A 23,947-nucleotide genomic window follows, 5' to 3' on the forward strand; every position below is an offset into this window, starting at 1 on the left:
CCCATCCCCCGGCCCGCAGCGCCGTCTTCCCACACTGTTGCTGAGCGCCTGCCTGAGCGCGCTGCTGAGCGGCTGCAACCTCGAACTTCTCAATCCCAAGGGCAGCATCGGGGAACAGGAAAAGTCACTGATCCTGATCTCCCTGTTCGTCATGCTGATGGTCGTCATCCCCGTGATCGTCCTGACCCTGTGGTTCGCGTGGCGCTACCGCGAAACCAATACGAGCGCCACCTATGCCCCCAAATGGGCGCACTCCACCAGGATCGAGGTCGTGGTCTGGGGCATCCCCTGCGTCATCGTGGCCTGCCTGGCCGTGCTGATCTGGGATTCGACGCACAAGCTCGATCCCTATCGGCCGCTGGAATCGCAGGTCAAGCCGGTCCAGGTCGATGTGATCGCGCTGAACTGGAAATGGCTGTTCATTTACCCGGAATACGGCGTCGCCTCGCTGAACCAGCTTGCGATCCCGGTCGGCACGCCGATCAATTTCCGGCTGACCGCGGAATCGATGATGAACTCGTTCTTCATCCCGCAACTGGGCAGCATGGTCTACACCATGGCGGGGATGCAGACACGCCTGCACCTGATCGCCGACACGCCGGGCGTCTATCTCGGCCAGTCCGCCGCCTACAGCGGCCCCGGCTTCTCGGACATGCACTTCAAGACGCTGGCCACCTCGCGCGAGGAGTTCGATGCCTGGATCCAGGCTGCCCGCGCTTCGTCCCAGGCGCTGGACCTGAAGACCTACCGCACGCTTGAACTGCCCAGCAGCAAGGACCCCGTGACGCTGTACGCCGCCGTCGCGCCGAAGCTGTTCGACCAGGTCGTCGACAAATACATGCTGGCAAACGGCCAGATCTGCCGCGCGGACACCCCGGAATCTCTGCAGGCCTTCCAGCGCGTCCCGCCGGCGCCCGCTGGCCGCATGGAGCAATAAGAATGCTTGGAAAACTCAACCTGGACGCCATCCCTCTCCATGAGCCGATCATCATGGGGACGCTGGCCGTCGTGATCGTGCTGGGCATCGCACTGATGGGCGCCATCACGTACTACGGCAAATGGAAATACCTGTGGAACGAATGGATCTGCTCGGTCGACCACAAGAAGGTCGGCGTGATGTACATCATCCTGGCGCTGGTGATGCTGCTGCGCGGCTTTGCCGATGCCATCATGATGCGCGCCCAGCAGGCGATTGCCTATGGCGATGCCGCGGGCTACCTGCCGCCGCACCACTACGACCAGATCTTCACCGCCCACGGCGTGATCATGATCTTCTTTGTCGCGACGCCGCTGGTGCTCGGGCTGATGAACGTGATCGTGCCGCTGCAGATCGGCGCGCGCGACGTCGCCTTCCCGTTCGTCAATTCGCTGAGCTTCTGGATGTCGGCAATGGGCGCGGTGCTGGTGATGATGTCGATGTTCGTCGGCGACTTCGCGGCCACCGGCTGGGTCGCCTACCCGCCGCTGTCCGAGCTCGGCTACAGCCCCACGCCAGGGGTTGACTACTACATCTGGTCACTGCAGATATCCGGGCTTGGCACCACGCTGACGGGCATCAACTTCATCGTCACGATCCTGCGCATGCGCGCGCCGGGCCTGAACCTGATGAAGATGCCGGTCTTCACCTGGACCGCGCTGATCACCAATATCCTGATCGTGGCGATCTTCCCGGTCCTGACCGCCACGCTGGCCCTGCTCACCGCCGACCGCTACCTCGGCATGCATTTCTTCACCAACGAGCTCGGCGGCAACGCCATGATGTACGTGAACCTGATCTGGATCTGGGGCCACCCGGAAGTCTACGTGCTGATCCTGCCGGCGTTCGGCGCCTTCTCCGAGATCATCGCCACGTTCTCGCGCAAGCCCCTGTTCGGCTACAAGTCGATGGTGTACGCCACCTCCTCGATCGGCGTGCTGTCGTTCTTCGTCTGGCTGCACCACTTCTTCACCATGGGCTCGGGCGCGAACGTCAATGCCTTCTTCGGCATCATGACCTCGATCATCTCGATCCCGACCGGCGTGAAGCTGTTCAACTGGCTGTTCACCATGTACCGGGGCCGGATCCGCTTCCATACCTCGACCATGTGGACCATCGGCTTTATGGTGACGTTCGCGGTCGGCGGCATGACCGGCGTGCTGCTCGCCATCCCCGGGGCGGACTTCGTGCTGCACAACAGCCTGTTCCTGGTTGCGCATTTCCATAACGTGATCATCGGCGGCGTGCTCTTCGGCTGCCTGGCCGCAATCACTTTCTGGTTCCCGAAGGTGTTCGGCTTCAGGCTCAATGAGTTCTGGGGCAAGGTGTCGTTCTGGTGCTGGCTGGCCGGCTTCTTCCTGGCCTTCATGCCGCTCTACGTGCTCGGCTTCAAGGGCATGACCCGCCGGATGAACCACTATGCCAACGTCGACTGGCATCCCTACCTGGTGGTGGCGCTGGTCGGTGCCTTCGTCATCGGCGCCGGCATCCTGGCGATGTTGGTGCAGTTCGCGGTCAGTATCCGCGACCGCGAGCAGAACCGCGACCTGACTGGCGATCCGTGGGATGGCCGCAGCCTGGAGTGGTCGACGGCCTCGCCCGCGCCGTTCTACAACTTCGCCCACGTGCCGCATATCACCTCGCTGGAACAGCACTGGGACGACAAGGAAGCCGGCCGCGCGTGGCGCCAGCCCGCGCGCTACGAGGACATCCATATGCCCCGCAACACCTCGGCAGGCTTCATCGTGTCGGCGTTCGGTCTGCTGTGCTGCTTCGCGCTGGTCTGGCACATGTGGCTGGTCGCCGCCGTCGGCCTGGTCGGCGCCATCGCGACCTTCATCGTGCGCAGCTATGACCGCGACGTCGACTATTACGTGCCGGCGGCCGAAGTCGAGCGGATCGAGCGCGCGCGCTTTGCACAACTGCAGGAAGCTGCCTGACCATGACTCCGACTCTCTCCCCTACCCTGCACCATCCCGGGCACGAGGCCGCCCACGACGCGGCGCACCACCATCACGAAGCCGGGGCGCACACGCCGCTGGGGTTCTGGCTCTACCTGATGAGCGACTGCCTGATCTTCGCGGTGCTGTTCGCCACCTTCGGCGTGCTGTCCGGAAACACCGCCGGCGGCCCCGGCGGGCGGCAACTGTTCGAGCTGCCGTTCGTGTTCGCCGAGACCATGGTGCTGCTGCTGAGCAGCTATACCTTCGGCCTGGCCATGCTCAGGCATGGCGCCGACGACGCGCCGCGGATGATCCGCTGGCTCGCGGTGACCTTCGCGCTCGGCGCCCTCTTCATCGCCATGGAGGTCTACGAGTTCGCGCACCTGCTGCACCAGGGCGCGGGCCCCGGCGTCAGCGCCTACCTGTCGGCCTTCTTCACGCTGGTGGGCACGCACGGGCTGCATGTCACGTCGGGCCTGCTGTGGCTGGCGGTGATGATCCACCAGATCAGGCATTTCGGGCTGGACGATATCGTGCGCCGCCGCCTGGCCTGCCTGAGCCTGTTCTGGCATTTCCTGGACCTGATCTGGATCTGTGTTTTCACCTTTGTCTACCTGCGGGAGTTCGCATGAAATCGTCCCATCTTCATTCGGTGCATGCGGACCAGACGGCCGTGCACGGCAGCGTGCGCAGCTACACCATCGGACTGCTGCTGTCGGTCGCGCTGACGATGGCGTCGTTCGCGGCCGTGATGACCGGATCCCTGCAGACGCAAAGCGCGATCGCGCTGGTCGTCGGCCTTTGCGTCGCGCAATTGCTGGTGCAGCTGGTGTACTTCCTGCACCTGGGCACCGGTCCCGGCCGGCGCGGCAACACCGCCATCTTTGCCTGTACCGGCTTCCTGATCGTCATCGTCGTGGCCGGCTCGCTGTGGGTGATGCACAACGCCGATATCAACATGATGCCGACCGACATGTCCATCGAACGGGCACGGGCAAAAGATTAGGGCTTGCGCGCAAGGAGAGTTTCCACCATGTATGTCTATGACGCCATTGACCAGCAGCTCGTCGACGAACGCGTCGTGCAGTTCGCCGACCAGACCCGCCGCTTCCTGAGCGGCGAACTGACCGAGGATGAGTTCCGCGTGCTGCGGCTGCAGAACGGCCTCTATATCCAGCGCCATGCGCCCATGCTGCGCGTGGCGATCCCGTACGGCATGCTGGCATCGCGGCAGTTGCGCAAGCTCGCGGAGATCGCGCGCCGCTGGGATCGCGGCTACGGGCATTTCAGCACGCGCCAGAACCTGCAGTTCAACTGGCCGCGGCTCGAGGATGCCCCTGCCATTCTCGCGGAGCTGGCCACGGTGCAGATGCACGCGATCCAGACCAGCGGCAACTGCATCCGCAATACCACCACCGACCACTTTGCCGGCATCGCGCCCGACGAACTGGTGAACCCGCTGGTGTGGTGCGAGATCGTCAGGCAATGGTCGATGCTGCATCCCGAGTTCGCCTTCCTGCCGCGCAAGTTCAAGATTGCCATCAGCGGCGCGCAGACGGACCGGGCCGCGGTCGGTGTCCATGACATCGGGCTGCAGGCGGTTGAACAGGACGGCCAGGCCGGCTTCAAGGTCTGGGTCGGCGGCGGCATGGGCCGCACGCCGATGGTGGGCAAGCTGATCAACCCCTTCGTCCCCTGGCAGGACCTGCTGACCTACCTGCAGGCCACGCTGCGCGTCTACAACCTGCACGGCCGCCGCGACAACAAGTACAAGGCGCGCATCAAGATCCTGGTGAAGGACCTGACGCCGGAGGTGTTCCGGGCGCAGGTGGACGAGCAGTGGCAAGGCATCCGCGGGGGCCCGGACACCGTGTCTGAAGGCTTTGTTGCGTCCATCGCCGAGCGCTTCACGATCCCGCCGTATGAAGCCGCTGCCGCCGACGAGCCGGACCAGTCAGCCGAACTGGCGAAGACCGACCGCGCCTTCCGCCTCTGGCTGAAAAGCAATGTGCACCGGCACCGGGTGCCTGGCTACGCCGCCGTCACGGCATCGCTGAAAGCCGCGGGCCAGGCGCCCGGCGACATCACTGCCGAGCAGATGGAAATCATGGCCGACCTGGCCGAGCGCCACGGCTTCGGCGAGCTGCGCGTATCGCATGAGCAGAACCTGATCCTCGCCGATGTCCGCCGCAGCGGGCTGCACGCCTTGTGGCAGGCGCTGGACGCCGCCGGGCTGGCCACGCCGAACGTGGGCCTGATCACCAACATCATCGCCTGCCCCGGGGGCGACTTCTGCTCGCTGGCCAATGCAGTCTCGATCCCGCTTGCGCAGGCCATCCAGGAGCGCTTCGACGACCTCGACCACGTGCACGACATCGGCGAGCTGGACCTGAACATCTCCGGCTGCATCAACTCCTGCGGCCATCATCATATCGGCCACATCGGCATCCTCGGCGTCGACAAGGCCGGCGAGGCCTGGTACCAGATCACCATCGGCGGCCGGCAGAACGGCGCCGACGGCCTGGGCCGCCCGGATGGCGTGGCGGCCGGCGGCGCAGCCATCGGCCGCATCATCGGGCCGTCCTTTGCCCAGGAGCAGGTTCCGGATGTGGTGGAGCGGCTGATCGCGACCTATTTGCTGCATCGGGACAGCGAAGCCGAACGCTTTGTCGACGTGGTTGGCCGTATCGGCATCGAACCCTTCCAGCGCGCCGTGTATCCGGACTCTGACAGCGGCGCGCGGCGCGCTCGCCAGGGGGTGGTGAATGCCTGACCATGACCATTCCCCGGGGCAGGACCGGCATAACGTCATCCGTGACGGACGACTGATCGCGGACAACTGGCTCGCCCACATCGGGGATGCGCACGGCGCCGACAACACATGCCCCCCCGACGCGCCCGGCTACCTGGTGACACTGGCAAACTGGACCGCCCACCGCCAACGGTATCGGCTTCGACAGTATCCGCTCGCGGTCTACCTGTCCCCGGATGCGGAGCCTCAGGCCCTGCTGGAACCAGGTGCCACGGCCGTTGATCCGACAGGCATCGCGATGATTGCCATCGATTTCCCGGTCTACACGGATGGCCGTGGCTATTCGATCGCACAGCTGCTCCGGCACCAGCTAGGCTGGACCGGAGAGCTGCGCGCCGTGGGTGACGTGATGATCGACACCGTGCACTACCTGGCGCGTTGCGGCTTCAACAGCTTTGCGCTCAAGCCCGGGCACGACCCGGCAGCGGCATTGCGCGCGCTGGCCACGTTCTCGTCGTCGTACCAGCGCAGCTATGGACCCGCAAGCCGATAGCAAGCGCCGCCAGGCGCCGATACGAAACATGCCCGTCCAGCCCTGCGCAAGGCCTGATAGCTTGTGGTCCGCTGTCGCCGAACTCACGGGCGAGCAGCTGCATACGATCATCGATATCGCGCAGCTGTCACCGAAGGCGACGACGGATATGGCTTCGTTCAGGGCGCGCATTCTCGGTGTCTTCGGAAACGTCGCCGGTTTTGACATCACACCGCCTTCGGAGTCCATGCTGCAAGAGCTCTGGGAAAGGTATCGCTCGACACTCTCCTCGTTCTAGCTGCGCGGATCATTCGAAAGCGAGGCCCGGCCTGGAGCGATGCCGCGCGCTCAGAAGTTGGCTTCGATGGCCATCCTGGCACCCTCTGGCACTTCGTTCGGAATGACCCGGTGCGCGAGGATCGCGTAGCTTCGTGCAGCCGCTACTGCCGTGGGATTCACCAGCCGCTTGGGGCCTCCCAGCCACGCGAAATGGTCTTTCCCATCGTCACTGCTGAACCACGCGAAGTCGCCGATGGCGTCCAGGCGGCGCTTCACCAGCTTCAGCAGCGCCAGGGCTTCCTCTGAAACCCCCAGGTGCCGCCCTGTGTCATGAATGACCGTGGCCAGGTTGCGAAGCTTGTTGGTGGAGGTGGCCTCGCCGTTCGCCTGGTCAGGTAACAGCTCGACGACCAGAATCCCCCTGTGCGCAGTGATGCGTGCGTGCTGCATAGATCCTCCCAGCGGATGGCTGTCGCCTTGCGACCCATACGCATTGACCAAGCAAGTTCCTGGCCAGGCGATGCCAAAAGTGCAGCTTACCGCCCGTTTATGACATTACGCCCCGGCATTGGCTGCGCGAGCGGCAGTTGAGCGCGGGCGCCGGTGCGGCGCTAATAGTCCGGTGTTGGTACCGGCCCGGCACATCCCGTGGACTGTTGGACCGAAGGCGACTCGCGAGACCCAATCGCACCTGCACAACCCGCCACTCCCATGGCAAGACGCTGCCCTATCCTCTATTGGAGGCTCCGCGCGGCAATCCGGCCGTCGGGCACTGGAATAAGCTGTTGGTCAATCCAGGCGGGTGGGCGGCATGCGCGCGTTGGTCTTCTGCTCTGTGCAGTTCCTGTTGGCGGTGACGTGGACCCTCTATGTGGCCTTCCTGCCGCAGCTGGCCGCACAGGCCGGCATCGCGCGCGCGCACGTCGCCTTGATCCTGCTGATGGACCAGTTGATCTTTGTCGCCATGGATTTCACGGTGGGCGTCGCGGCTGACCGTGTCGCCAACGCAATGCGCAGGCTGGGAGGCTGGATGCTGGGGCTGTCGGTCATCTCCGCGCTGGCCTTCGCGCTGCTGCCCCGGGTAACTTCACCGGCGCTGCTGCTGGGCCTGACCGCGCTCTGGGCGGCCACCTCTTCGGCGTTGCGCGCGCCGCCCATGGTGATCATTGCCCGGCGGCTGCCTGCGACCGCGTCGTCGTTCCTGGTGGGATGCTCGCTGCTCGGCGTCGGCCTTGCCGGAGCCGTGGCGCCGCTGCTGACCGTCCGGCTGCGCGATGCGTCGCCCATGCTGCCGTTCCTGGCAGCCAGTGCGGGGCTGGTGGTAGCCGTGGCCGCGCTGCGATGGATGGAATCCGGCCCGGCGCGCCACGATGCCGATGCCGCGCCCGCGCCGGCCGCCGGCGTTTCGCTCAAGCGCGTCTGGCTGCTGTTTGCCGCGGTCTGGGTGCTTGCGCTCGGCTTCCAGATCCACACCACCGTCAACTCCGCGCCGGCGTACCTGCGCTTTGTCACGGCTGCCGAGCTGGGGCGCGTGACGCCGGTGTTCTGGATTGGCTTCGCGCTGGGCGCGCTGCTGCCCGCGACGTCGTTGCTGCGGCGATATCCGCCCTATACGCTGCTGTTGACCGCCGCGGCCCTTGGCGCGCTGTCGTTGTTCGGCTTCACCGTCGCGGGCTCGCTCCGGGCCATCCTCGCCGTGCAGTGCCTTGCCGGCGGCCTGTGGGGAATCATGTTCGCCGCAACGGCCAGTGCGGCGCTCGACGCCGGTCACGTCGGCCGCGAAGGGAAGTACACCGGGCTGGTATTTGCCGCTTTGGCGGTTGCCGCGTTCATGCGCATTGCCCTGGTGTCATCGGGCGCCAGCAAGACCGCCATGCTGGCAAACCTGCTGCCATGGCTGCCGGCCGTGGCCTGGAGTGCCGGTGCCTTGCTGCTGGCGGCTTTCCTGTCAGGGAACCTGAGCTGCCTGATGACGCGCAGACAGGTGCTGCACCAGCATCCGTGAACTGATCTCTTGATCTATATCAGACCTACTCGGAAATTGGAGACTACTGTCCTACTTAAGGCTGACTGAAATCAATCGGCCTTCGAACAAGCCCTGTACTTGCCCATTCCCAAGGAGCGCGCCATGTCCAACCAACTTGCCGTATGGCATGCCGAGCACCTCAATTTCTCTCGTCTGCTCGACCTACTGGAAGAGCAGGTATGCGTATTCCACCAGGGAGGGCGACCGAACTATGAACTGATGGGTACTATCGTTTATTACATGCGGAATTTTGGCGATGGCATCCATCATCCTCGCGAGGACGTTGCCTATGCACGCCTCGTTGAGCGAGACCCCGGCATGCAGGTTGTGGTTAACCGGCTGCAGCAAGAGCATCGAGTGATTGCCACGGTAGGCGAAGAGCTCGTAAGCCGTCTCCACGAAGCGGAGGGAGACGCTATAAGTTCGCGAGCGGCGCTGGAGGCAGCCGCAGCCATGTACCTTGTGTACTACCGTAACCATCTCTCTACCGAGGAGAGACAGGCAATGCCGCGCGCTGCCCAGTTGCTGACACAAGAGGACTGGGCAGCCATTGCCGACGCGGCTCCCGAAAGCTCTGATCCTCTGTTCGGGCAAGAAGTGCAGGCGCGCTTCGCGACACTACGCAAGCAGATCGCGGCTGAGGCGAGCGTATCTACGCAGCAGCAGTGCTGCGCCTAATCCGAAAACAAGCCGATGAACTGCTCGCGCAGCCACTGATTCGCCGGATCGCGGTGATACCGGGCATGCCAGAACAGGTTGATCTGGATTTCCGGCAACGCGAACGGATGCTTGACGTACCTGAGCCCGAAGTACCTGGCGCATCGCTCCGCAAACGTCCAGGTCACCGTGGCGACCAGGTCGGTGGTGGCAATGATGTCCGCCAGTGCGACGAAATGGGGGACACGCAGCCGGATCTTCCGCTGCACGCCGTGCTGGGCGAGGATCTCGTCGACCCGGGCATGCCCCGTCCCCGCCGCCGTGACCACGATGTGCTCCGCCGCCTCGAAGTCGCGCATGCTGACCGTCTTCTTGTCCATGGCATGACCGGGCCGGAACAGGCAAACGTATTGCTGGCGAAATAGCCGCCGATGAAAGAACGTAGTGCCGAGTTCAGGAAGATGGCCAACCGCCAGGTCGATCTTTCCCTGGCTCATCTCTGCCGCAAGGTCCACTGCCGTATTACGCACTGTCGTTACCGTGACACCCGGGGCGCGGTCGCCAAGCGCGCCCATCAACGGCGGGATGAAGTGCACCTCGCCAATATCCGTCATGGCGATGCGGAATGCGCGCACGCTGCGCAGCGGATCGAACGACACCTTGTGGCTGAGCGCCGCCTGCAGCGACTCCAGCGCATAGGCAACCGGTTCCGCCAGTTCCTCCGCAAGCGGAGTCGGCAGCATGCCCTTGCTGCTTCGCACAAACAACGGGTCACCGAACAAGGTGCGCAGGCGGGCCAGCGCATTGCTGACCGCTGGCTGGCTGAGATTCAGGGTCTTCGCAGCACCGGAAACGGTGCCCTGCCGCAGCAGGTTATCGAACACGACCAGCAGGTTCAGATCGACGTCCTTGAGCTCCATCGCGCCGCCTCTTATTGATTTTATGAATATTCGCTATAGCCAGGATTCTATTGGTTAATTTTCCTCCGTGCACCATGATCCTTCCCATACCAAGAGACATAGCCGGAGACAAGCATGGCAACCGATTCCCTGCAAGCCGGCCCGGTGTGGGCCGACGACAGCATCAGCCGCATCCCGTTCCGCGTGTATACGGATGCGCAGCTATATCAGCGTGAACTCGAACGCTGCTTCTACCGCGGTCATTGGAACTACGTCGGGCTCGAGGCGGAGATCCCGAATCCCGGTGACTTCAAGCGCACCACGCTTGGCGAGCGTTCCGTGATCCTGGTGCGCGACCAGGACGGCGAGATCAACGTCGTCGAAAACGTGTGCGCCCATCGCGGCATGAAGTTCTGCCGGGAACGCAGCGGCAACCGGAAGGACTTCCACTGCCCCTACCACCAGTGGAACTATGACCTGAAGGGCAACCTGCAAGGCGTGCCGCTGCGCCGCGGGGTCAAGCAGGACGGCAAGGTCAACGGCGGCATGCCTGCCGACTTCACGCCGCAGGAGCACGGGCTCACGCAACTGAAGGTCGCGACACGCGGTGGTGTCGTGTTTGCCTCGTTCGACCATGAGGTTCCATCACTCGAGGAATACCTCGGGCCGGATATCCTGGGCTACTTCGACCGGCTCTTCAACGGCCGCAAGCTGAAGGTCCTCGGCTACAACAAGCAGCGCATTCCGGGCAACTGGAAGCTCATGCAGGAGAACATCAAGGACCCCTACCACCCCGGCCTGCTGCATACCTGGTTTGTCACGTTCGGCCTCTGGCGCGCCGACAACAAGGCACGCCTGGTGATGGACCCGCACTTCCGGCATGCCGCGATGGTGTCGACCCGCGGCCAGGGCGGCAAGAGCGACGTGACCTCCGGTGTATCCAGCTTCAAGGACCAGATGGCGCTGCACGACGACCGGATCCTCGACATCGTCCACGAACCGTGGTGGGGAGAGCCCACCGCCGTGATGCTGACGGTGTTCCCGAGCGTGATCTTCCAGCAGCAGGTCAACTCGGTCTCCACGCGCCATATCCAGCCCCATGGCCCGGATTCCTTCGATTTCGTCTGGACGCACTTCGGCTTCGAGGACGACACCGAGGAGATGACACGGCGCCGCCTGCGCCAGGCCAATCTCTTCGGCCCCGCCGGCTTCGTGTCGGCCGACGATGGCGAAGCCATCGAATGCTCGCAGGAAGGCTTCTCCCAGAAGCCCTGGCATCGCGTGATCGCCGAACTGGGCGGCAAGACCGCCGAGAACACGGACCACATGGTGACCGAGACCCTGATCCGCGGCATGTACGCCTACTGGCGCAACGTGATGGAGGTCTGACGCCTTGAACTTCTCTGACTACTACGCCCTGCTCTGCCTGTTCGCCGACTACACCAGCGCCGTGGACAACGGCGACTGGGACCGCTGGCCGGAATTCTTCACCGAAGACTGCCTCTACCGGGTCCAGCCCCGCGAGAACCACGAGCGTGGCCTGCCGCTGGCAACGCTCTCGCTCGAAAGCAAGGGCATGCTCAAGGACCGCATCTACGGCATTCGCGAGACCCTGTTCCACGACCCCTACTACCAGCGCCACATCGTCGGCGCGCCGCTGATCAGGGAGGCCGACGGCAACAGGATCGTGGCCGAGACCAACTACGCGGTGCTGCGCACCAAGCCGGACCAGATGACCGATGTCTACAACGTTGGCCGCTACCTCGACACCATCGTCCGGACGCCGGCGGGCTTGCGCTTCGCCTCGCGCATCTGCGTATTCGATAGCGAGATGATCCCCAACTCGCTGATCTACCCCATCTAGCAGGAGTGATTCATGACCGAAATCTGGATCGAGGCAGCGCTGCTGTCCGACGTCCCGCAGGACGATGTCATCGCCGTGGCCGTGCAAGGCCAGGAGATCGCCTTGTACGGCGTGGACGGCGACGTCTACGCGACCGACAACATCTGCACCCATGGCCATGCGCGCCTGTGCGAAGGCTTCCTGGAGGGACATGAGATCGAGTGCCCGCTCCACCAGGGCAGGTTCGATATCCGCAACGGCGCGGCGAAATGCGCCCCGCTGACCGAGAACATTCGTACCTACCCGGTCCGGATCGACGGCGACAAGGTGTACCTCGACCTCGGCTGAGAGGCCGCGTCACCAACCAGAGGAGACAGGCATGGATTCCAAGCGCTCAGACACCGCGACTGCCCTATCGCCAACCGCCACCATCGTCATCATCGGCGCCGGGCAGGCTGGCGGCTGGGCCGCCCAGACGCTGCGCAACGAGGGCTTCACCGGACGGCTCGTGCTGATCGGCGACGAGGCCCATCCACCGCATGAGCGGCCGCCCTTGTCCAAGGCCGTTCTGGCCGGCGAGGCCGCGCCCGCCAGCACGTGGCTGCTCAAGCCCGAAGCGTTCGCGGCGCTCGGGCTGGAGTGGTGGCTGGACACGCGGGTCACCCGCATAGACCGGGCCGCGAAGCAACTGGAGATAGCCAACGGAGAGATGCTGTCTTACGACAAGCTGATCCTGTGCACCGGCGGCAGGGCCCGCGCGCTCAACCTCCCGGGCGCTGGCACGGCACCCGTGCATACATTGCGCACGATCGGCGACGCCCTGGCCCTGGCGCCGGAGTTGCGGCCCGGGCGCAGCATCGTGGTGATCGGCGGTGGCTGGATCGGCCTCGAAGTCGCCGCCACGGCGCGCCGCAAAGGTGCCGAGGTGACCGTGCTCGAAGCCCAGAGCCGGCTGTGCGAGCGCACCGTGCCGCCGGAAGTCTCGGAACACCTGCTCGGGCTGCATGCCTCGCATGGCACCCGCGTCAGGCTCGGCGCCAACATCACCGGCATCACCCCCGGTACCGGCGGCCGGTCCGTCGTGACGCTGGCCGATGGCGGCACGCTGGCTTGCCACGCCATCGTCGCGGGTGTCGGTCTCGTGCCGAACGACGAGCTCGCGCGGGAAGCCGGGTTGGAGTGCGACGGCGGCGTGGTCGTCGACGCAAGTTGCCGCACGTCCGACCCCGACATCTTCGCCGCGGGCGACGTCGCGGTCACGACCAACCCGTGGGCCGGCCGGCGCCTGCGGCTGGAATCCTGGCAGAACGCCCAGGAACAGGGCATTGCCGCCGCGCGCGCGGCGCTCGGTCTCGCGGTCGACTATCAGCCGCTGCCTTGGTTCTGGTCAGACCAGTACGGCATGAACCTGCAGATCCATGGCATCCCCCTTCCCTCGCACCGCGTGGTGGCACGCGGCACGCCCGGCACGGACAGCTTCGTGCTGTTCTACCTCGACGGCGATGTGGTCAAGGCCGCGCTAGGGTCCAACGCCGCGCGCGACCTGCGCTTCGCGCGCCGCCACATCGAGCAGTGCAAGCCGGTCGATGCCAGCCGCCTGGCTGACCCGAACGTGCCGATGTCCAGGCAGTAAGCCCAACCATAAGAACAGACCGACCGGAGACAAGCCCCCATGCAGCAAATCGACATCCACAAGCTGGCCGACACGGCCCGCTTCAACCGCTTCCATGCGCTCGTGCTGTTCTGGTGCGCACTCATCGTCATCTTCGACGGCTATGACCTCGCGGTCGTGGGCATCGCGCTGCCTTCGATCATGAAGGACCTCGGCGTCGCCCCGACCCAGGCGGGGCTCATGGTCAGCTCCGCGCTGTTCGGCATGGTGTTCGGCGCGATCTTCCTCGGCACCATGGCCGACAGGATCGGCCGCCGCTGGACGATCGCGATCTGCGTCGCCCTGTTCAGCGTCTTCACCGCCGCGGCCGGGCTGGTCAAGGACCCGCTGCTGTTCAGCATGGCCCGCTTCCTGGCGGGGCTCGGCATCGGCGGCGTGATGCCGAATGTGGTCGCGCAAATGACCGAGTACGCGCCGAAGAAAATCCGGGCGACCCTGGTCACCGTGATGTTCAGCGGCTATGCCGTGGGCGGGGTCCTGGCGGCGCTGCTCGGCAAGAGCCTGATCGAGGCCTACGGCTGGCAGTCGGTCTTCCTGGCGGCCGGCCTGCCCGTGCTCCTCATTCCTGTCATTCTCAGGTCGCTGCCCGAGTCGATGCCGTTCCTGCTGGCCAGGGGCGACCACGAAGCGTTGCGGCGCATCGTCTCCAGGCTAGCGCCGGAGCAACGGTGGTCGGCCACCGACCGCTTCGCCGTGCCGGCGCAGGACAAGGCCGCCAGCGCGCCGATCCGGCACCTGTTCCACGAGGGCCGTGGCTTCAGCACCATCATGTTCTGGATCGCATTCTTCATGTGCCTGTTCATGGTGTACGCGCTCAGTTCATGGCTGACCAGGCTGATGGCGGGCGCCGGCTACAGCCTGGGTTCCGCGCTGACGTTCGTGCTGGTCCTCAACCTCGGCGCGATGATCGGCGCCGTGGGCGGCGGCTGGCTTGCCGACCGATACCACATCAAGTACGTGCTCGCCGCCATGTACGCGCTGGCCGCGGTCTCGATCACGCTGCTCGGATTCAGGATGCCGACTGAACTGCTGTTCGTGGTGGTGGGCCTGGCCGGTGCGTCGACGATCGGCACGCAGATCGTGGCCAATGCCTACACCGGGCAGTTCTACCCGACCGCCATCCGTTCCACCGGCCTTGGCTGGGCACTGGGCATCGGCCGCAGCGGGGCCATCCTCGCGCCAATCGTCATCGGGGTGCTCGTCGCCATGGAACTCCCGCTGCAGCAGAACTTCATCGCGATCGCCATTCCGGCCGTGATTGGCATGGGCGCGGTCCTGCTGATCGATCACAGGCGCTCGGCATCGGCCCGCTACGACGAAATGAGCGGGCTGCCGGCGCCGCCGGTCGGGCTGTCCATCGCGGACCGGAACTGATTGCCCAGGCCGGCGCGGCCCGGCGGGCAGCGCTCCGGGGACAGGCGCGGGCACGGCTAGAATGTAGTCATGGGAACCACGTCGGGATCACTTCCAGGCCCCGACCCCGGTTCAGTCAGAATCGAAGAGGTTGTCGCGATGAAGGCAAGAGCCTCGGTCATTGCATTCGTATTGGTGACCCTGGCCACCCCGATGGCGCATGCGGGCGTGGCCGAGGACGCGCGCGGGCTCAAGAACGGCGTCAAGTCGGCTGGCAAGCAGGCCGGGCATGCGGTGCGCGACGGCGCGCATGCCATTGGCCGCGGCGCAAAGGCGGCCGGCCATGCGATTGCCGATACCACCAAACAGGGCTATCGCGCGACCAAGAAAGCCGTGAAGGGTCACGAGTAAGGACTTGTTCCGCCGGAGCTGGATCCTGCCACGTTCCCTTGCTCCTTTACGCCCTCAGGCCGGCTGGGAAGGCAGCCGCGGCACGAAGCAGCTGCGCGCGATCTCGCCACCGCGGGCCACCAGGGTGGTCGCCTCTGGAATTTCCTCCCACACCCCCTGCACCTCGATCAGCGGCTCGGACAGCACCAGGAAGGCATTGTCGCCGGCGGCGATGATGCGCGGATCGTCCGGGTAAAGCGCGCGCAATTGCCGGAACGAGGTGCTGTGGAACAGCGAGCGCGAGTCCGTCTCGCTCGAATAGCGCACCGCCACGATCTGCTGGCCGTCGGTCACGCAGACGGTCATGTTGAGCGGAAACTGCACGTCGTAGCGGTGGCCCACGTCCTCGATCAGCCCGGCCATCTGCTCCAGCGCGCCGCCCGGGTCGCGCTCCAGGCCGAAACTCAGGGCCAGGAAGAACATCACCTCGGAATCGGTCGATCCCTCGATCCAGCGGAACAGGTGCGGCGCCACGGCCATCATCAGGTCGCGCCGCAACAGCGGGAATTCGCGGATCAGGCCGTTGTGGACGAACAGCCAGCGGCCGAAGCGGAACGGATGGCAGTTGGTCTCCTGCGTCGGGGTGCCGGTGGCTGCGCGCACATGGGCAACGAAAAGTGGCGCTCTCACCGCCCGCGCCGTCTCGCGCAAGTTGGTGTCGCTCCATGCCGGGTGCAGGCAGCGGTAGCGGAACGGCACCTCCGAGTGACGTCCATACCACCCGACGCCGAACCCGTCGCCATTGGTCGTGGTATGACCCAGCCGCGAATTCAGGCTCTGGTCGATCAGCGAGTGTTCCGGCTGGAACAGCACCGTTTCCAACGGAACGGATTTGCCCGAGTAAGCCAGCCAGCGGCACATGATGCTTCCTCCTTGACCGGTGCGGCCCGGTGGCTTCCGGCCCACACTTCCAGTTGTAGGACGACAACGCGCGAACGCAAAGCACGCGCAGGCTGTGGCGCACCGGCTACCCTCAACTGTGCGCCGGCTCCACTGGGATACGGCGAGTTGACGCTGCGAAGCAGCAATGGCTGTAGAATACGCGTCCTCCCCGATTCCAATGGTCACGGCGTCCGATATCGGCCCGCGCCGCACCGGTACCTCACGAGCCTTGACAGCAGGCCCGATAGCGCACGCACAGCGTGCGCGCTGCTGTCGAAACGCGATTCACGAAGGAAACAGTAGTAAATGACAAGCGGCGTACAACGAACGGCAGCTAAAACACGAGAAGCAGGCGCAATCAAGGACCCTGGCCAGACCAGCGCAGGGTCGACGGCGCAGCCTGATCCATCGACGGAAGCCGCCGCGCGTAGCCAGCAATTGCGTGCGCTGATCCAGCTGGGCAGGCAGCGCGGCTACCTGACCCACGCGGATATCAGCGACCACCTGCCGGAGAACTTCACTGACACGGCGGCGATGGAAAGCATCGTCAGCACGTTCGCCGAGATGGGCGTGAAGATCTATGAGCAGACGCCGGATGCCGAGACGCTGCTCCTCAGCGATGGCCCGGTGGTGGCCTCGGACGACCAGGCCGATGAAGAGGCCGAGGTAGCGCTTGCGACCGTGGACTCCGAGTTCGGCCGGACCACCGACCCGGTGCGCATGTACATGCGCGAAATGAGCTCGGCAACGCTGCTCACGCGCAAGCAGGAAGTCGAGATCGCCAAGCGCATCGAGGAAGGCCTGAACAATATGGTGCATGCCATCTCGGCCTGCCCGTTCACCATCGCCGCGATTCTCGAGCTGTCGGGCAAGGTCGCCAGCAATGAAATCAGCATCGACGACCTGGTCGATGGCCTGAGCGACGAGAGTATTGCCGAAGCAGCCGTGGCGGCGGCAGCTGACGAGACCGACGACAGCGTCGATAGTGCCGACGAGGCCGATGACGACTCCGAAGACTCCGACGACGAAGGCTCGACCCAGCAAAGCAATGAAAAGGCCCTGGCCCAGCTGCGTGAGGAATGCCTGAAGCGGTTCGCGCGCGTCACCGCGCAATTCGAGCTGATGTGCCAGGAAAGCGCCGCAAATGGCGCGGGCTCGGCAGCCTTCCTGGCCGCAAGGGATGCGGTGCGCGAAGAACTGCGCACGATCCGCTTTACCGCAAAAACCATCGAGCGCCTGTGCGCCAACGTCCAGGCCATGGTCGACGAGGTGCGCACGGTCGAGCGCCAGGTGGTCCAGCTGCTGGTCGAGCGCTGCGGGATGGAGCGCGAGGAGGTCATCGCCCGCTTCCCCGGCAATGAAACCAACCTGGCCTGGGGGCAGGAGCTGGTCGCCCAGTCCCGTCCGTACAGCGCGGCGGTCGCGCGGGCCCTGCCGGACCTCGAGGCGCACCAGCAGAAGCTGATCGACATCCAAGCCCGGGCGGCGCTGTCGCTGCCCGACCTGAAGGGCGTCAACCGCAAGATGCTGGCAGCCGAGCGGCAGATGCGGCAGGCCAAGCACGAGATGACGCAGGCCAACCTGCGGCTGGTGATCTCGATTGCCAAGAAGTACACCAACCGCGGGATGCTGTTCCTGGATCTGATCCAGGAAGGCAACATCGGCCTGATGAAGGCGGTCGACAAGTTCGAATACCGCCGCGGCTGGAAATTCTCCACCTACGCGACGTGGTGGGTGCGCCAGGCCGTGACGCGGGCGATTGCCGACCAGGCCCGCACCATCCGCGTCCCGGTGCACATGATCGAGCAGATCAACAAGCTCAATCGCCTGTCGCGCGAGATCATGCAGCAGACCGGCAAGGAACCCGATCCGGCGGTGCTGGCCGAGCGCCTGGACATGACCGAAGACAAGGTTCGCTCGATCATGAAGATCGCGAAAGAGCCGGTCTCGATGGAAACCCCGGTCGGCGAGGATGGCGATACCAGCCTGGGCGACATGATTGCCGACTCGGACACGGCCACGCCCGCCGACGCCGCATTGCAGGCGGGCCTGCGTGCCGTCGTGCGCGAGATGCTCGACGAGCTCACGCCGCGTGAAGCCAAGGTGCTGCGGATGCGCTTTGGCATCGATATGTCCACCGACTACACGCTGGAAGAAGTCGGCAAGCAGTTCGATGTCACGCGCGAGCGGATCCGCCAGATTGAAAGCAAGGCGATGAAGAAGCTGAGGCATCCCAGCCGTGCAGACCAGCTGATCACCTATCTGCGCGACGCCTGATACTCGCCGGCAACAGCCGCTTGGCCGACTGACACAGAGCAGACAGGAGCTTTCGGATGACTGACTCGAACCTATCTTTCTTCGGCAGGGTCTCGCTTGCCATGGGCACCTTCTTCGCCATCCTTGGCAACCGCGAACTCGCGGCCGGCGTCAGGCGCCTGCGTGACGGCGAGGGATTCGCCGCGGCGCCGGCGCCCGCGCCTGTATCGGCACCTGCTCCCGCCCCGGTGGCGGAGGCTGCCGCACCCGTGCTGAAGGAAGCCAGCCCGGTGGCGGCGCTGCAGTTGCTCGGACTGCTCCAGCGCGATGCACGCTTCATCGACTTCGTCGAGGAAGATATCGCGCGCTATTCCGACACGGAGATTGGCGCCGCCGCGCGCCTGGTGCACGATGGCTGCCGCGGCGTGCTGCGCGAGCACTTCACCATCCGGCCGGTGCGCGAGGAAGCCGAGGGCAGCCGCGTCACGCTGGCCGACGGCTTCGATGCCACCGCCATCCGCCTGACCGGCAACGTGGTAGGCAGCGCGCCGTTCCATGGCAGCATCAGCCACCGCGGCTGGAAGGTCGAGGAAGTCCGCCTGCCGCGCGTGGCCGAACGCCATGACGCCACCGTGATTGCCCCCGCCGAGGTGGAGCTTTGATGAGCGAAGCACGCTATGCCATCGGCATCGACCTGGGCACCACCCATAGCGCGGTCTCCTACGTCGACCTGGCCGCCAGCGATGGCGAGAAGACCAGCCAGCGCGTCCTGCCCATCACGCAGCTGACCGCGCCGGGGGCCGTCGAAGACCTGGACCTGCTGCCCTCCTTCCTGTACCTGCCGCACGCCAGCGAACTCGCCCCGGGCGACCTGGCGCTGCCGTGGAACGCCGCGCGCGACTTCGCCGTGGGCGAACTGGCGCGCAGCCGCGGCGCGGCCACGCCGATCCGCCTGGTGTCGAGCGCGAAGAGCTGGCTGTGCCATCCCGGCATCGACCGCCGCGCGCCGGTCCTGCCCAACGACGCACCGCCCGAGGTGACGCGCGTGTCGCCGCTGGAGGCTTCCGTGCGCTATCTCGCGCATCTGCGTGAAGCCTGGGACCAGGCCCACCCCGAAGCGCCGTTTGGCGAGCAGGACGTCACCGTGACGATTCCCGCATCGTTCGACCCAGCCGCACGGGAACTGACGGCCGAGGCGGCCGCCGCGGCCGGCTATGCCCGCATGACCCTGCTCGAGGAACCCCAGGCCGCGCTCTATAGCTGGATCCAGAAAAGCGCCGGCCAATGGCGCAAGCAGGTCAAGGTCGGGGACATCATCCTCGTCGTCGATGTGGGTGGCGGCACCACCGACCTTTCGCTGATCGCCGTGATCGAGCGCGACGGCAACCTTGAGCTGCACCGTATCGCGGTCGGCGACCATATCCTGCTCGGCGGCGACAACATGGACCTGGCGCTGGCCCACGTGGTGGCGCGCAAGCTGGCGGCCCAGGGCACCCAGGCGGATCCGTGGCAACTGCGCGCGCTGACCTATGCCTGCCGCGCGGCCAAGGAAACGCTGCTGACCGACCCGGATACCGATACCGTGCCGCTGGTCGTGCCCAGCCGCGGCTCCAAGCTGATCGGCGGCTCGATCCGCACGGACCTGACCCGCGCCGAGCTGACCCAGACCATCCTGGAAGGCTTCTTCCCGCAAGTCGAGGCCTCGGCCCGCCCGGTGAGCCGGGCACGCGCCGGCCTGACGCAGCTTGGCCTGCCCTATGCGCAGGATGCTGCCATCACGCGGCACCTGGCCGCGTTCCTGGGCCGGCAGGTGGCGGCGCTGGCCGAAATCGAAGGCTTGCAGGGCGCACAGCCGGAAGGCGCGACCTTGCTCCACCCGACCGCCGTCCTGTTCAATGGCGGCGTGTTCAAGTCCGGCCTGCTGGCGGACCGCATCCTGCAGACGCTGAACGGCTGGCTCGCCGCGGAAGGCGCGGCCCCTGCCCGCCTGCTTGACGGCGCCGAGCTGGACCTGGCCGTGGCACGCGGCGCCGCTTACTACGGCTACGTGCGGCGCGGCAAGGGGGTGCGGATTCGTGGCGGCACCGCGCGCGCCTACTATATCGCCGTGGAATCGTCGATGCCCGCCGTGCCTGGCTTCGAACCGCCGATCCAGGCCCTGTGCGTGGCACCGTTCGGCATGGAGGAAGGCACCGAGGCCGCACTGCCGCCGCAGGAATTCGGCCTGGTGGTGGGCGAACCCGTGCACTTCCGCTTCTTTGGCTCGTCGGTGCGCCGCCAGGACCAGGTCGGCACCCTGCTGGACTACTGGGGGCCGGAGGAACTGCAGGAGCTGGAAGAAATCCAGGCGACCCTGCCGGCCGAAGGCCGCACCGCGGGCGAAGTGGTACCGGTCAGGCTGCATGCGCGGGTGACCGAGGCCGGCACCCTGGAACTCGAAGCCGTGCCCGGCGGCAGCGCTGAGCGCTGGAAGGTCGAGTTCGACGTGCGCGGCAGCGCCGATGCCTGAGCAAGCGGCCGGGCCGGCGACGAAGCAATACGTCGTCGGCATCGACCTCGGCACCAGCAACACCGTCGTCGCCTACGCGAAGGCCGGGTCCGACGAGATCCGCGTCTTCGATATCGACCAGCTGGTCAGCCCGGGCGAGGTCGCGGCCCGTCCCCTGCTGCCCTCGGTGCGCTACCACGCGGCACCGGGCGAGCTCAGCGGCGACGACCTGCAGCTGCCCTGGCAATCCGCCGCCAGCGCCGCCGCGCGCCGGACCGTGTTCGGCCGCCTGGCGGCCACGCTCGGCGCGCAGGTGCCCGGCAGGCTCGTAGCCAGCGCAAAGAGCTGGCTGTCGCATGCATCGGTCGACCGCACTGCGGCCATCCTGCCATGGGGCGGCGACGACGATCTCGACAAGATCTCGCCGGTGGTCGCCAGCGCCAGCTACCTGGGCTATGCGTGCGCGGCGTGGAACCACCGCTTTCCCGATGCGCGGCTCGAGGACCAGGACGTGGTCCTCACCGTGCCCGCCTCGTTCGACGAAGGCGCGCGCGCGCTGACGCTTGAGGCGGCGCGCCTGGCCGGTCTGCCCGCGCTGCGCCTGCTCGAGGAGCCGCAAGCCGCGCTCTACGACTGGCTGTTCCATCATCGCCAGAGCCTGGACACCGACCTGGCGCAAACCCGCCTGGTGCTGATCTGCGACGTGGGCGGCGGCACCACCGACCTCACCCTGATCCGGGTGGAGATGCAGGACGGACAGCCGCAGCTGACCCGCATCGGCGTGGGCAACCACCTGATGCTCGGCGGCGACAACATGGATCTTGGCCTGGCGCACCTGGTCGAGGCGCGCCTCGGGGCCGGCGCGCCCGCGCAGCCGCGGCTGTCGGCGGCCGGCCTGTCGCAACTGGTCGCGCGCTGCCGTGCCGCCAAGGAGCAGCTGCTCGGCGCGCAGGCGCCGGACTCGGTCACGGTGACGCTGCTGGGCGCGGGCGCCAGGCTGGTCGGCGGCGCACGCTCGGTGGAAGTGAGGCGGCAGGAGGTCGAACAGCTGATCGTCGACGGCTTCTTCCCCAAGGTGCCGGCCAGTGAAAGGCCGGGGCGCGCACGGGGCGCGATTGTCGAGTTCGGCCTGCCATATGCGTCCGACCCCGCCGTTACCCGGCACGTTGCGGCGTTCCTGAGCCAGCACGCGGCGCAGTCGCGGGCGGCACTGGACGCACCACAGGCGCCGGCCGATGCCTTGCCGATGCCCGACACCCTGCTCCTCAATGGCGGCGTATTCCGGGCGCAGGCGCTGGCCGGCCGCATCGCCGACACGCTGGGCACGTGGCGCGGCGCGCCGCTGCAGGTCCTGCACAACGACAATCCCGACGTTGCCGTGGCCCGGGGCGCGGTCGCGTATGCCCGGGCCCGTGCCGGGCAGGCCCCGCGCATCGGCGGCGGCTCGCCGCGCAGCTACTTTCTGGTTCTCGATGATGGCGCGTCGGGGCAGCAAGGGATCTGCCTGCTGCCGCGCGGCACTGAGGAAGGCCACGAAATCCACCTCAGCGACCACACCTTCGCCTTGCGGCTCGGCCATCCGGTGCAATTCCACCTGGCGTCCTCCGTCGCCGACACGGCCTATCAGCCCGGTCAGCTGACCGACCTGTCGGCGGGCGACTTCATCCGCCTGCCGCCGATCGCCACCGTCGTGCCGCCGCGCGGCGCCAGCGGCCCGCGGGAAACGCCGGTGCAGATCACCGCCTCGCTGACCGAGGTCGGCACGCTCGAGGTCCACTGCATCGACATTGCGGATGCCTCGCAGCGATGGCGCCTTGAGTTCCAGTTGCGTGGCAATGACACCCAGGCGGCACCGGCGCCCGATACGGCACACCCGTCCCTGCCCCAGGCCCTGGAGGCGATCGACCGCACCTTTGGCGCGCGCTCGCAGGACGTCGGCCCCAAGGAGGTCAAGCGGCTGCGTGCGCAGCTGGAACAGTTGCTGGGTGCGCGCGAGCAATGGGACAGCGCCGTGCTGCGCGAGCTGTTCGGCGCCTTCTGGGAACGCGCCCGGCGCAGGCGGCGCACTGCCGACCATGAACGCCTGTGGCTGAACCTGGCCGGCTATTGCGTGCGCCCGGGATTCGGCTATCCGCTCGACGAATGGCGCGTCGAGCAACTCTGGTCGCAGTACGACCAGGGCATCCAGTACGTCAACGAAAGCCAGAACTGGTCCGAGTGGTGGACGCTGTGGCGGCGCGCGGCAGGCGGGCTGGACGAAAGCGCGCAACTGCGCCTGCTGGAAGACATGGCCTTCTACCTGCAGCCACCCGGCAGCACCCGCTACAAGAAGCCCGCCGGGCCCGCCAGGGGCGGCTATGCCGATATGGTGCGCCTTGCCGGCTCGCTCGAGCGCATTCCCGCCGACGCCAAGATCGAACTGGCCGATTGGCTGCTGGCCCGGCTGCGCAAGCCATCCGAAAACAGCCAGGGCTGGTGGGCCGTGGGCCGCATCGGCGCGCGCCGGCCGTTCTACGGCAGCGCGCACAGCGTGGTGCCGGCCGGGACCGCCGCCCAATGGCTGGACGCGATCCTGGCCCTCGACTGGAAAAAGGTCGAGCCGGCAGCGTTCGCCGCCGTGCAGATCGCGCGCATGACCGGCGATCGCAGCCGGGACCTGCCCGACGAGATCCGGGCAACCGTGGTGCGCCGGCTGGAAGCCGCCAACGCGCCGCCAAGCTGGATTGCCATGGTGCGCGAAGTGGTGGAACTCAATACCGCGGACGAGGGGCGGGTGTTTGGGGAGGCGCTGCCCGCCGGGCTCAAGCTGATCGCGGGGTAGCGGACCAGCGCGAAGCGACTTGCAGGCGCCTCATTTGCCACTTATCTGCGCCAGCCAGACCGATGATCTACGATGACGGTAGGCTCCTTGCCTGCCCCACTCGTGAAGCCATCAGCGC

The 23,947-nt window shown here is 66.2% G+C and carries 22 protein-coding genes; 19 read left to right on the forward strand and 3 right to left on the reverse strand.

Translation table 11 applies throughout. The features are described from left to right. The 7 genes from cyoA to AC3WON_RS27690 all read left to right on the forward strand — a co-directional run. Positions 1-937, forward strand: a 937-nt coding sequence (gene cyoA / locus AC3WON_RS27660) for a ubiquinol oxidase subunit II (RefSeq protein ID WP_492353180.1), incomplete at its 5' end; no start/stop codon positions are given. Between the two features lie 2 nt (positions 938-939). Continuing rightward, positions 940-2,916, forward strand: a complete 1,977-nt coding sequence (cyoB, locus tag AC3WON_RS27665; protein WP_492340324.1) for a cytochrome o ubiquinol oxidase subunit I — start codon at positions 940-942, stop codon at positions 2,914-2,916. A 2-nt stretch (positions 2,917-2,918) separates the two neighbouring features. Then, complete coding sequence (cyoC, locus tag AC3WON_RS27670; RefSeq protein WP_492320244.1) at positions 2,919-3,551, forward strand: cytochrome o ubiquinol oxidase subunit III; 633 nt, start codon at positions 2,919-2,921, stop codon at positions 3,549-3,551. Next, the gene (gene cyoD, locus AC3WON_RS27675; protein WP_492320243.1) at positions 3,548-3,925 is read left to right on the forward strand and encodes a cytochrome o ubiquinol oxidase subunit IV; all 378 of its coding nucleotides are present in this window, start codon (positions 3,548-3,550) and stop codon (positions 3,923-3,925) included. The genes cyoC and cyoD overlap by 4 nt, the downstream gene beginning before the upstream one ends. 27 nt (positions 3,926-3,952) lie before the next feature. After that, positions 3,953-5,692, forward strand: a complete 1,740-nt coding sequence (locus AC3WON_RS27680; RefSeq protein WP_492353181.1) for a nitrite/sulfite reductase — start codon at positions 3,953-3,955, stop codon at positions 5,690-5,692. Then, entirely contained in the window at positions 5,685-6,224 is a 540-nt protein-coding gene (locus tag AC3WON_RS27685) for a DUF934 domain-containing protein (protein ID WP_492320241.1), read from the forward strand. The genes AC3WON_RS27680 and AC3WON_RS27685 overlap by 8 nt, the downstream gene beginning before the upstream one ends. Continuing rightward, complete coding sequence (locus AC3WON_RS27690; RefSeq protein WP_492353182.1) at positions 6,205-6,501, forward strand: hypothetical protein; 297 nt, start codon at positions 6,205-6,207, stop codon at positions 6,499-6,501. The genes AC3WON_RS27685 and AC3WON_RS27690 overlap by 20 nt, the downstream gene beginning before the upstream one ends. Before the next feature lie 50 nt (positions 6,502-6,551). On the opposite strand, the gene AC3WON_RS27695 is transcribed toward AC3WON_RS27690, so the two are convergent. Next, positions 6,552-6,932, reverse strand: coding sequence for a hypothetical protein (locus AC3WON_RS27695; protein ID WP_492353183.1), 381 nt, complete (start codon positions 6,930-6,932; stop codon positions 6,552-6,554). Between the two features lie 361 nt (positions 6,933-7,293). On the opposite strand from AC3WON_RS27695, the gene AC3WON_RS27700 reads away from it, so the two are divergent. Next, complete coding sequence (locus AC3WON_RS27700; RefSeq protein WP_492320238.1) at positions 7,294-8,487, forward strand: MFS transporter; 1,194 nt, start codon at positions 7,294-7,296, stop codon at positions 8,485-8,487. 123 nt (positions 8,488-8,610) lie between these two features. Then, complete coding sequence (locus tag AC3WON_RS27705) at positions 8,611-9,186, forward strand: hemerythrin domain-containing protein (RefSeq protein ID WP_492320237.1); 576 nt, start codon at positions 8,611-8,613, stop codon at positions 9,184-9,186. Here the strand turns inward: AC3WON_RS27705 and AC3WON_RS27710 are convergent. Continuing rightward, positions 9,183-10,085 carry a LysR family transcriptional regulator gene (locus tag AC3WON_RS27710; RefSeq protein ID WP_492320236.1) on the reverse strand — a complete coding sequence of 301 codons (903 nt, stop codon included), beginning with the start codon at positions 10,083-10,085 and terminating at the stop codon, positions 9,183-9,185. The genes AC3WON_RS27705 and AC3WON_RS27710 overlap by 4 nt on opposite strands. Positions 10,086-10,199: 114 nt before the next feature. On the opposite strand from AC3WON_RS27710, the gene AC3WON_RS27715 reads away from it, so the two are divergent. From AC3WON_RS27715 to AC3WON_RS27740, 6 genes are all read left to right on the forward strand, one after another. Beyond that, positions 10,200-11,453: an aromatic ring-hydroxylating dioxygenase subunit alpha gene (locus AC3WON_RS27715; RefSeq protein ID WP_492320235.1), complete on the forward strand. Its 1,254-nt coding sequence runs from the start codon at positions 10,200-10,202 to the stop codon at positions 11,451-11,453. Positions 11,454-11,457: 4 nt separating this feature from the next. Beyond that, the gene (locus tag AC3WON_RS27720; protein ID WP_492320234.1) at positions 11,458-11,928 is read left to right on the forward strand and encodes an aromatic-ring-hydroxylating dioxygenase subunit beta; all 471 of its coding nucleotides are present in this window, start codon (positions 11,458-11,460) and stop codon (positions 11,926-11,928) included. Between the two features lie 12 nt (positions 11,929-11,940). Next, the gene (locus AC3WON_RS27725) at positions 11,941-12,255 is read left to right on the forward strand and encodes a non-heme iron oxygenase ferredoxin subunit (protein ID WP_492320233.1); all 315 of its coding nucleotides are present in this window, start codon (positions 11,941-11,943) and stop codon (positions 12,253-12,255) included. Between the two features lie 31 nt (positions 12,256-12,286). Continuing rightward, positions 12,287-13,540, forward strand: coding sequence for an NAD(P)/FAD-dependent oxidoreductase (locus AC3WON_RS27730; protein ID WP_492353184.1), 1,254 nt, complete (start codon positions 12,287-12,289; stop codon positions 13,538-13,540). 39 nt (positions 13,541-13,579) lie between these two features. Continuing rightward, on the forward strand, positions 13,580-14,953 hold the full coding sequence (locus tag AC3WON_RS27735; protein WP_492353185.1) for an MFS transporter: 1,374 nt from the start codon (positions 13,580-13,582) through the stop codon (positions 14,951-14,953). Between the two features lie 69 nt (positions 14,954-15,022). Next, positions 15,023-15,343, forward strand: coding sequence for a hypothetical protein (locus tag AC3WON_RS27740; RefSeq protein ID WP_492353186.1), 321 nt, complete (start codon positions 15,023-15,025; stop codon positions 15,341-15,343). Between the two features lie 54 nt (positions 15,344-15,397). Here the strand turns inward: AC3WON_RS27740 and AC3WON_RS27745 are convergent, their stop codons facing one another. Continuing rightward, positions 15,398-16,243: a class II glutamine amidotransferase gene (locus AC3WON_RS27745; RefSeq protein ID WP_492340323.1), complete on the reverse strand. Its 846-nt coding sequence runs from the start codon at positions 16,241-16,243 to the stop codon at positions 15,398-15,400. A 327-nt stretch (positions 16,244-16,570) separates the two neighbouring features. Between AC3WON_RS27745 and rpoD the strand changes: the two genes are divergently transcribed. Genes rpoD through AC3WON_RS27765 form a run of 4 tightly spaced genes read left to right on the forward strand, consistent with a single transcriptional unit; the run spans position 16,571 to position 23,829 of the window. Beyond that, positions 16,571-18,541, forward strand: coding sequence for an RNA polymerase sigma factor RpoD (gene rpoD / locus AC3WON_RS27750; RefSeq protein ID WP_439671651.1), 1,971 nt, complete (start codon positions 16,571-16,573; stop codon positions 18,539-18,541). A 56-nt stretch (positions 18,542-18,597) separates the two neighbouring features. Beyond that, positions 18,598-19,182: a DUF2760 domain-containing protein gene (locus AC3WON_RS27755; protein WP_492320228.1), complete on the forward strand. Its 585-nt coding sequence runs from the start codon at positions 18,598-18,600 to the stop codon at positions 19,180-19,182. Further along, entirely contained in the window at positions 19,182-21,029 is a 1,848-nt protein-coding gene (locus AC3WON_RS27760) for an Hsp70 family protein (protein ID WP_492353187.1), read from the forward strand. The genes AC3WON_RS27755 and AC3WON_RS27760 overlap by 1 nt, the downstream gene beginning before the upstream one ends. Then, positions 21,022-23,829: an Hsp70 family protein gene (locus AC3WON_RS27765; protein WP_492353188.1), complete on the forward strand. Its 2,808-nt coding sequence runs from the start codon at positions 21,022-21,024 to the stop codon at positions 23,827-23,829. Before AC3WON_RS27760 ends, AC3WON_RS27765 begins: the two co-directional genes overlap by 8 nt. Positions 23,830-23,947: the final 118 nt, after the last annotated feature.

Source organism: Cupriavidus sp. FW305-46, from assembly GCF_058787075.1.

Bases quoted from the DNA above. Each gene is read 5' to 3' on its own strand.
- AC3WON_RS27765 (WP_492353188.1), top strand. From the start codon at position 21,022: ATGCCTGAGCAAGCGGCCGGGCCGGCGACGAAGCAATACGTCGTCGGC.
- AC3WON_RS27725 (WP_492320233.1), top strand. From the start codon at position 11,941: ATGACCGAAATCTGGATCGAGGCAGCGCTGCTGTCCGACGTCCCGCAG.
- AC3WON_RS27755 (WP_492320228.1), top strand. From the start codon at position 18,598: ATGACTGACTCGAACCTATCTTTCTTCGGCAGGGTCTCGCTTGCCATG.
- cyoB (WP_492340324.1), top strand. From the start codon at position 940: ATGCTTGGAAAACTCAACCTGGACGCCATCCCTCTCCATGAGCCGATC.
- AC3WON_RS27690 (WP_492353182.1), top strand. From the start codon at position 6,205: ATGGACCCGCAAGCCGATAGCAAGCGCCGCCAGGCGCCGATACGAAAC.
- AC3WON_RS27735 (WP_492353185.1), top strand. From the start codon at position 13,580: ATGCAGCAAATCGACATCCACAAGCTGGCCGACACGGCCCGCTTCAAC.
- rpoD (WP_439671651.1), top strand. From the start codon at position 16,571: ATGACAAGCGGCGTACAACGAACGGCAGCTAAAACACGAGAAGCAGGC.
- AC3WON_RS27700 (WP_492320238.1), top strand. From the start codon at position 7,294: ATGCGCGCGTTGGTCTTCTGCTCTGTGCAGTTCCTGTTGGCGGTGACG.
- AC3WON_RS27695 (WP_492353183.1), bottom strand. From the start codon at position 6,932: ATGCAGCACGCACGCATCACTGCGCACAGGGGGATTCTGGTCGTCGAG.
- AC3WON_RS27745 (WP_492340323.1), bottom strand. From the start codon at position 16,243: ATGTGCCGCTGGCTGGCTTACTCGGGCAAATCCGTTCCGTTGGAAACG.
- AC3WON_RS27715 (WP_492320235.1), top strand. From the start codon at position 10,200: ATGGCAACCGATTCCCTGCAAGCCGGCCCGGTGTGGGCCGACGACAGC.
- AC3WON_RS27760 (WP_492353187.1), top strand. From the start codon at position 19,182: ATGAGCGAAGCACGCTATGCCATCGGCATCGACCTGGGCACCACCCAT.
- AC3WON_RS27680 (WP_492353181.1), top strand. From the start codon at position 3,953: ATGTATGTCTATGACGCCATTGACCAGCAGCTCGTCGACGAACGCGTC.
- AC3WON_RS27685 (WP_492320241.1), top strand. From the start codon at position 5,685: ATGCCTGACCATGACCATTCCCCGGGGCAGGACCGGCATAACGTCATC.
- cyoD (WP_492320243.1), top strand. From the start codon at position 3,548: ATGAAATCGTCCCATCTTCATTCGGTGCATGCGGACCAGACGGCCGTG.
- AC3WON_RS27705 (WP_492320237.1), top strand. From the start codon at position 8,611: ATGTCCAACCAACTTGCCGTATGGCATGCCGAGCACCTCAATTTCTCT.
- AC3WON_RS27710 (WP_492320236.1), bottom strand. From the start codon at position 10,085: ATGGAGCTCAAGGACGTCGATCTGAACCTGCTGGTCGTGTTCGATAAC.
- AC3WON_RS27740 (WP_492353186.1), top strand. From the start codon at position 15,023: ATGGGAACCACGTCGGGATCACTTCCAGGCCCCGACCCCGGTTCAGTC.
- AC3WON_RS27730 (WP_492353184.1), top strand. From the start codon at position 12,287: ATGGATTCCAAGCGCTCAGACACCGCGACTGCCCTATCGCCAACCGCC.
- cyoC (WP_492320244.1), top strand. From the start codon at position 2,919: ATGACTCCGACTCTCTCCCCTACCCTGCACCATCCCGGGCACGAGGCC.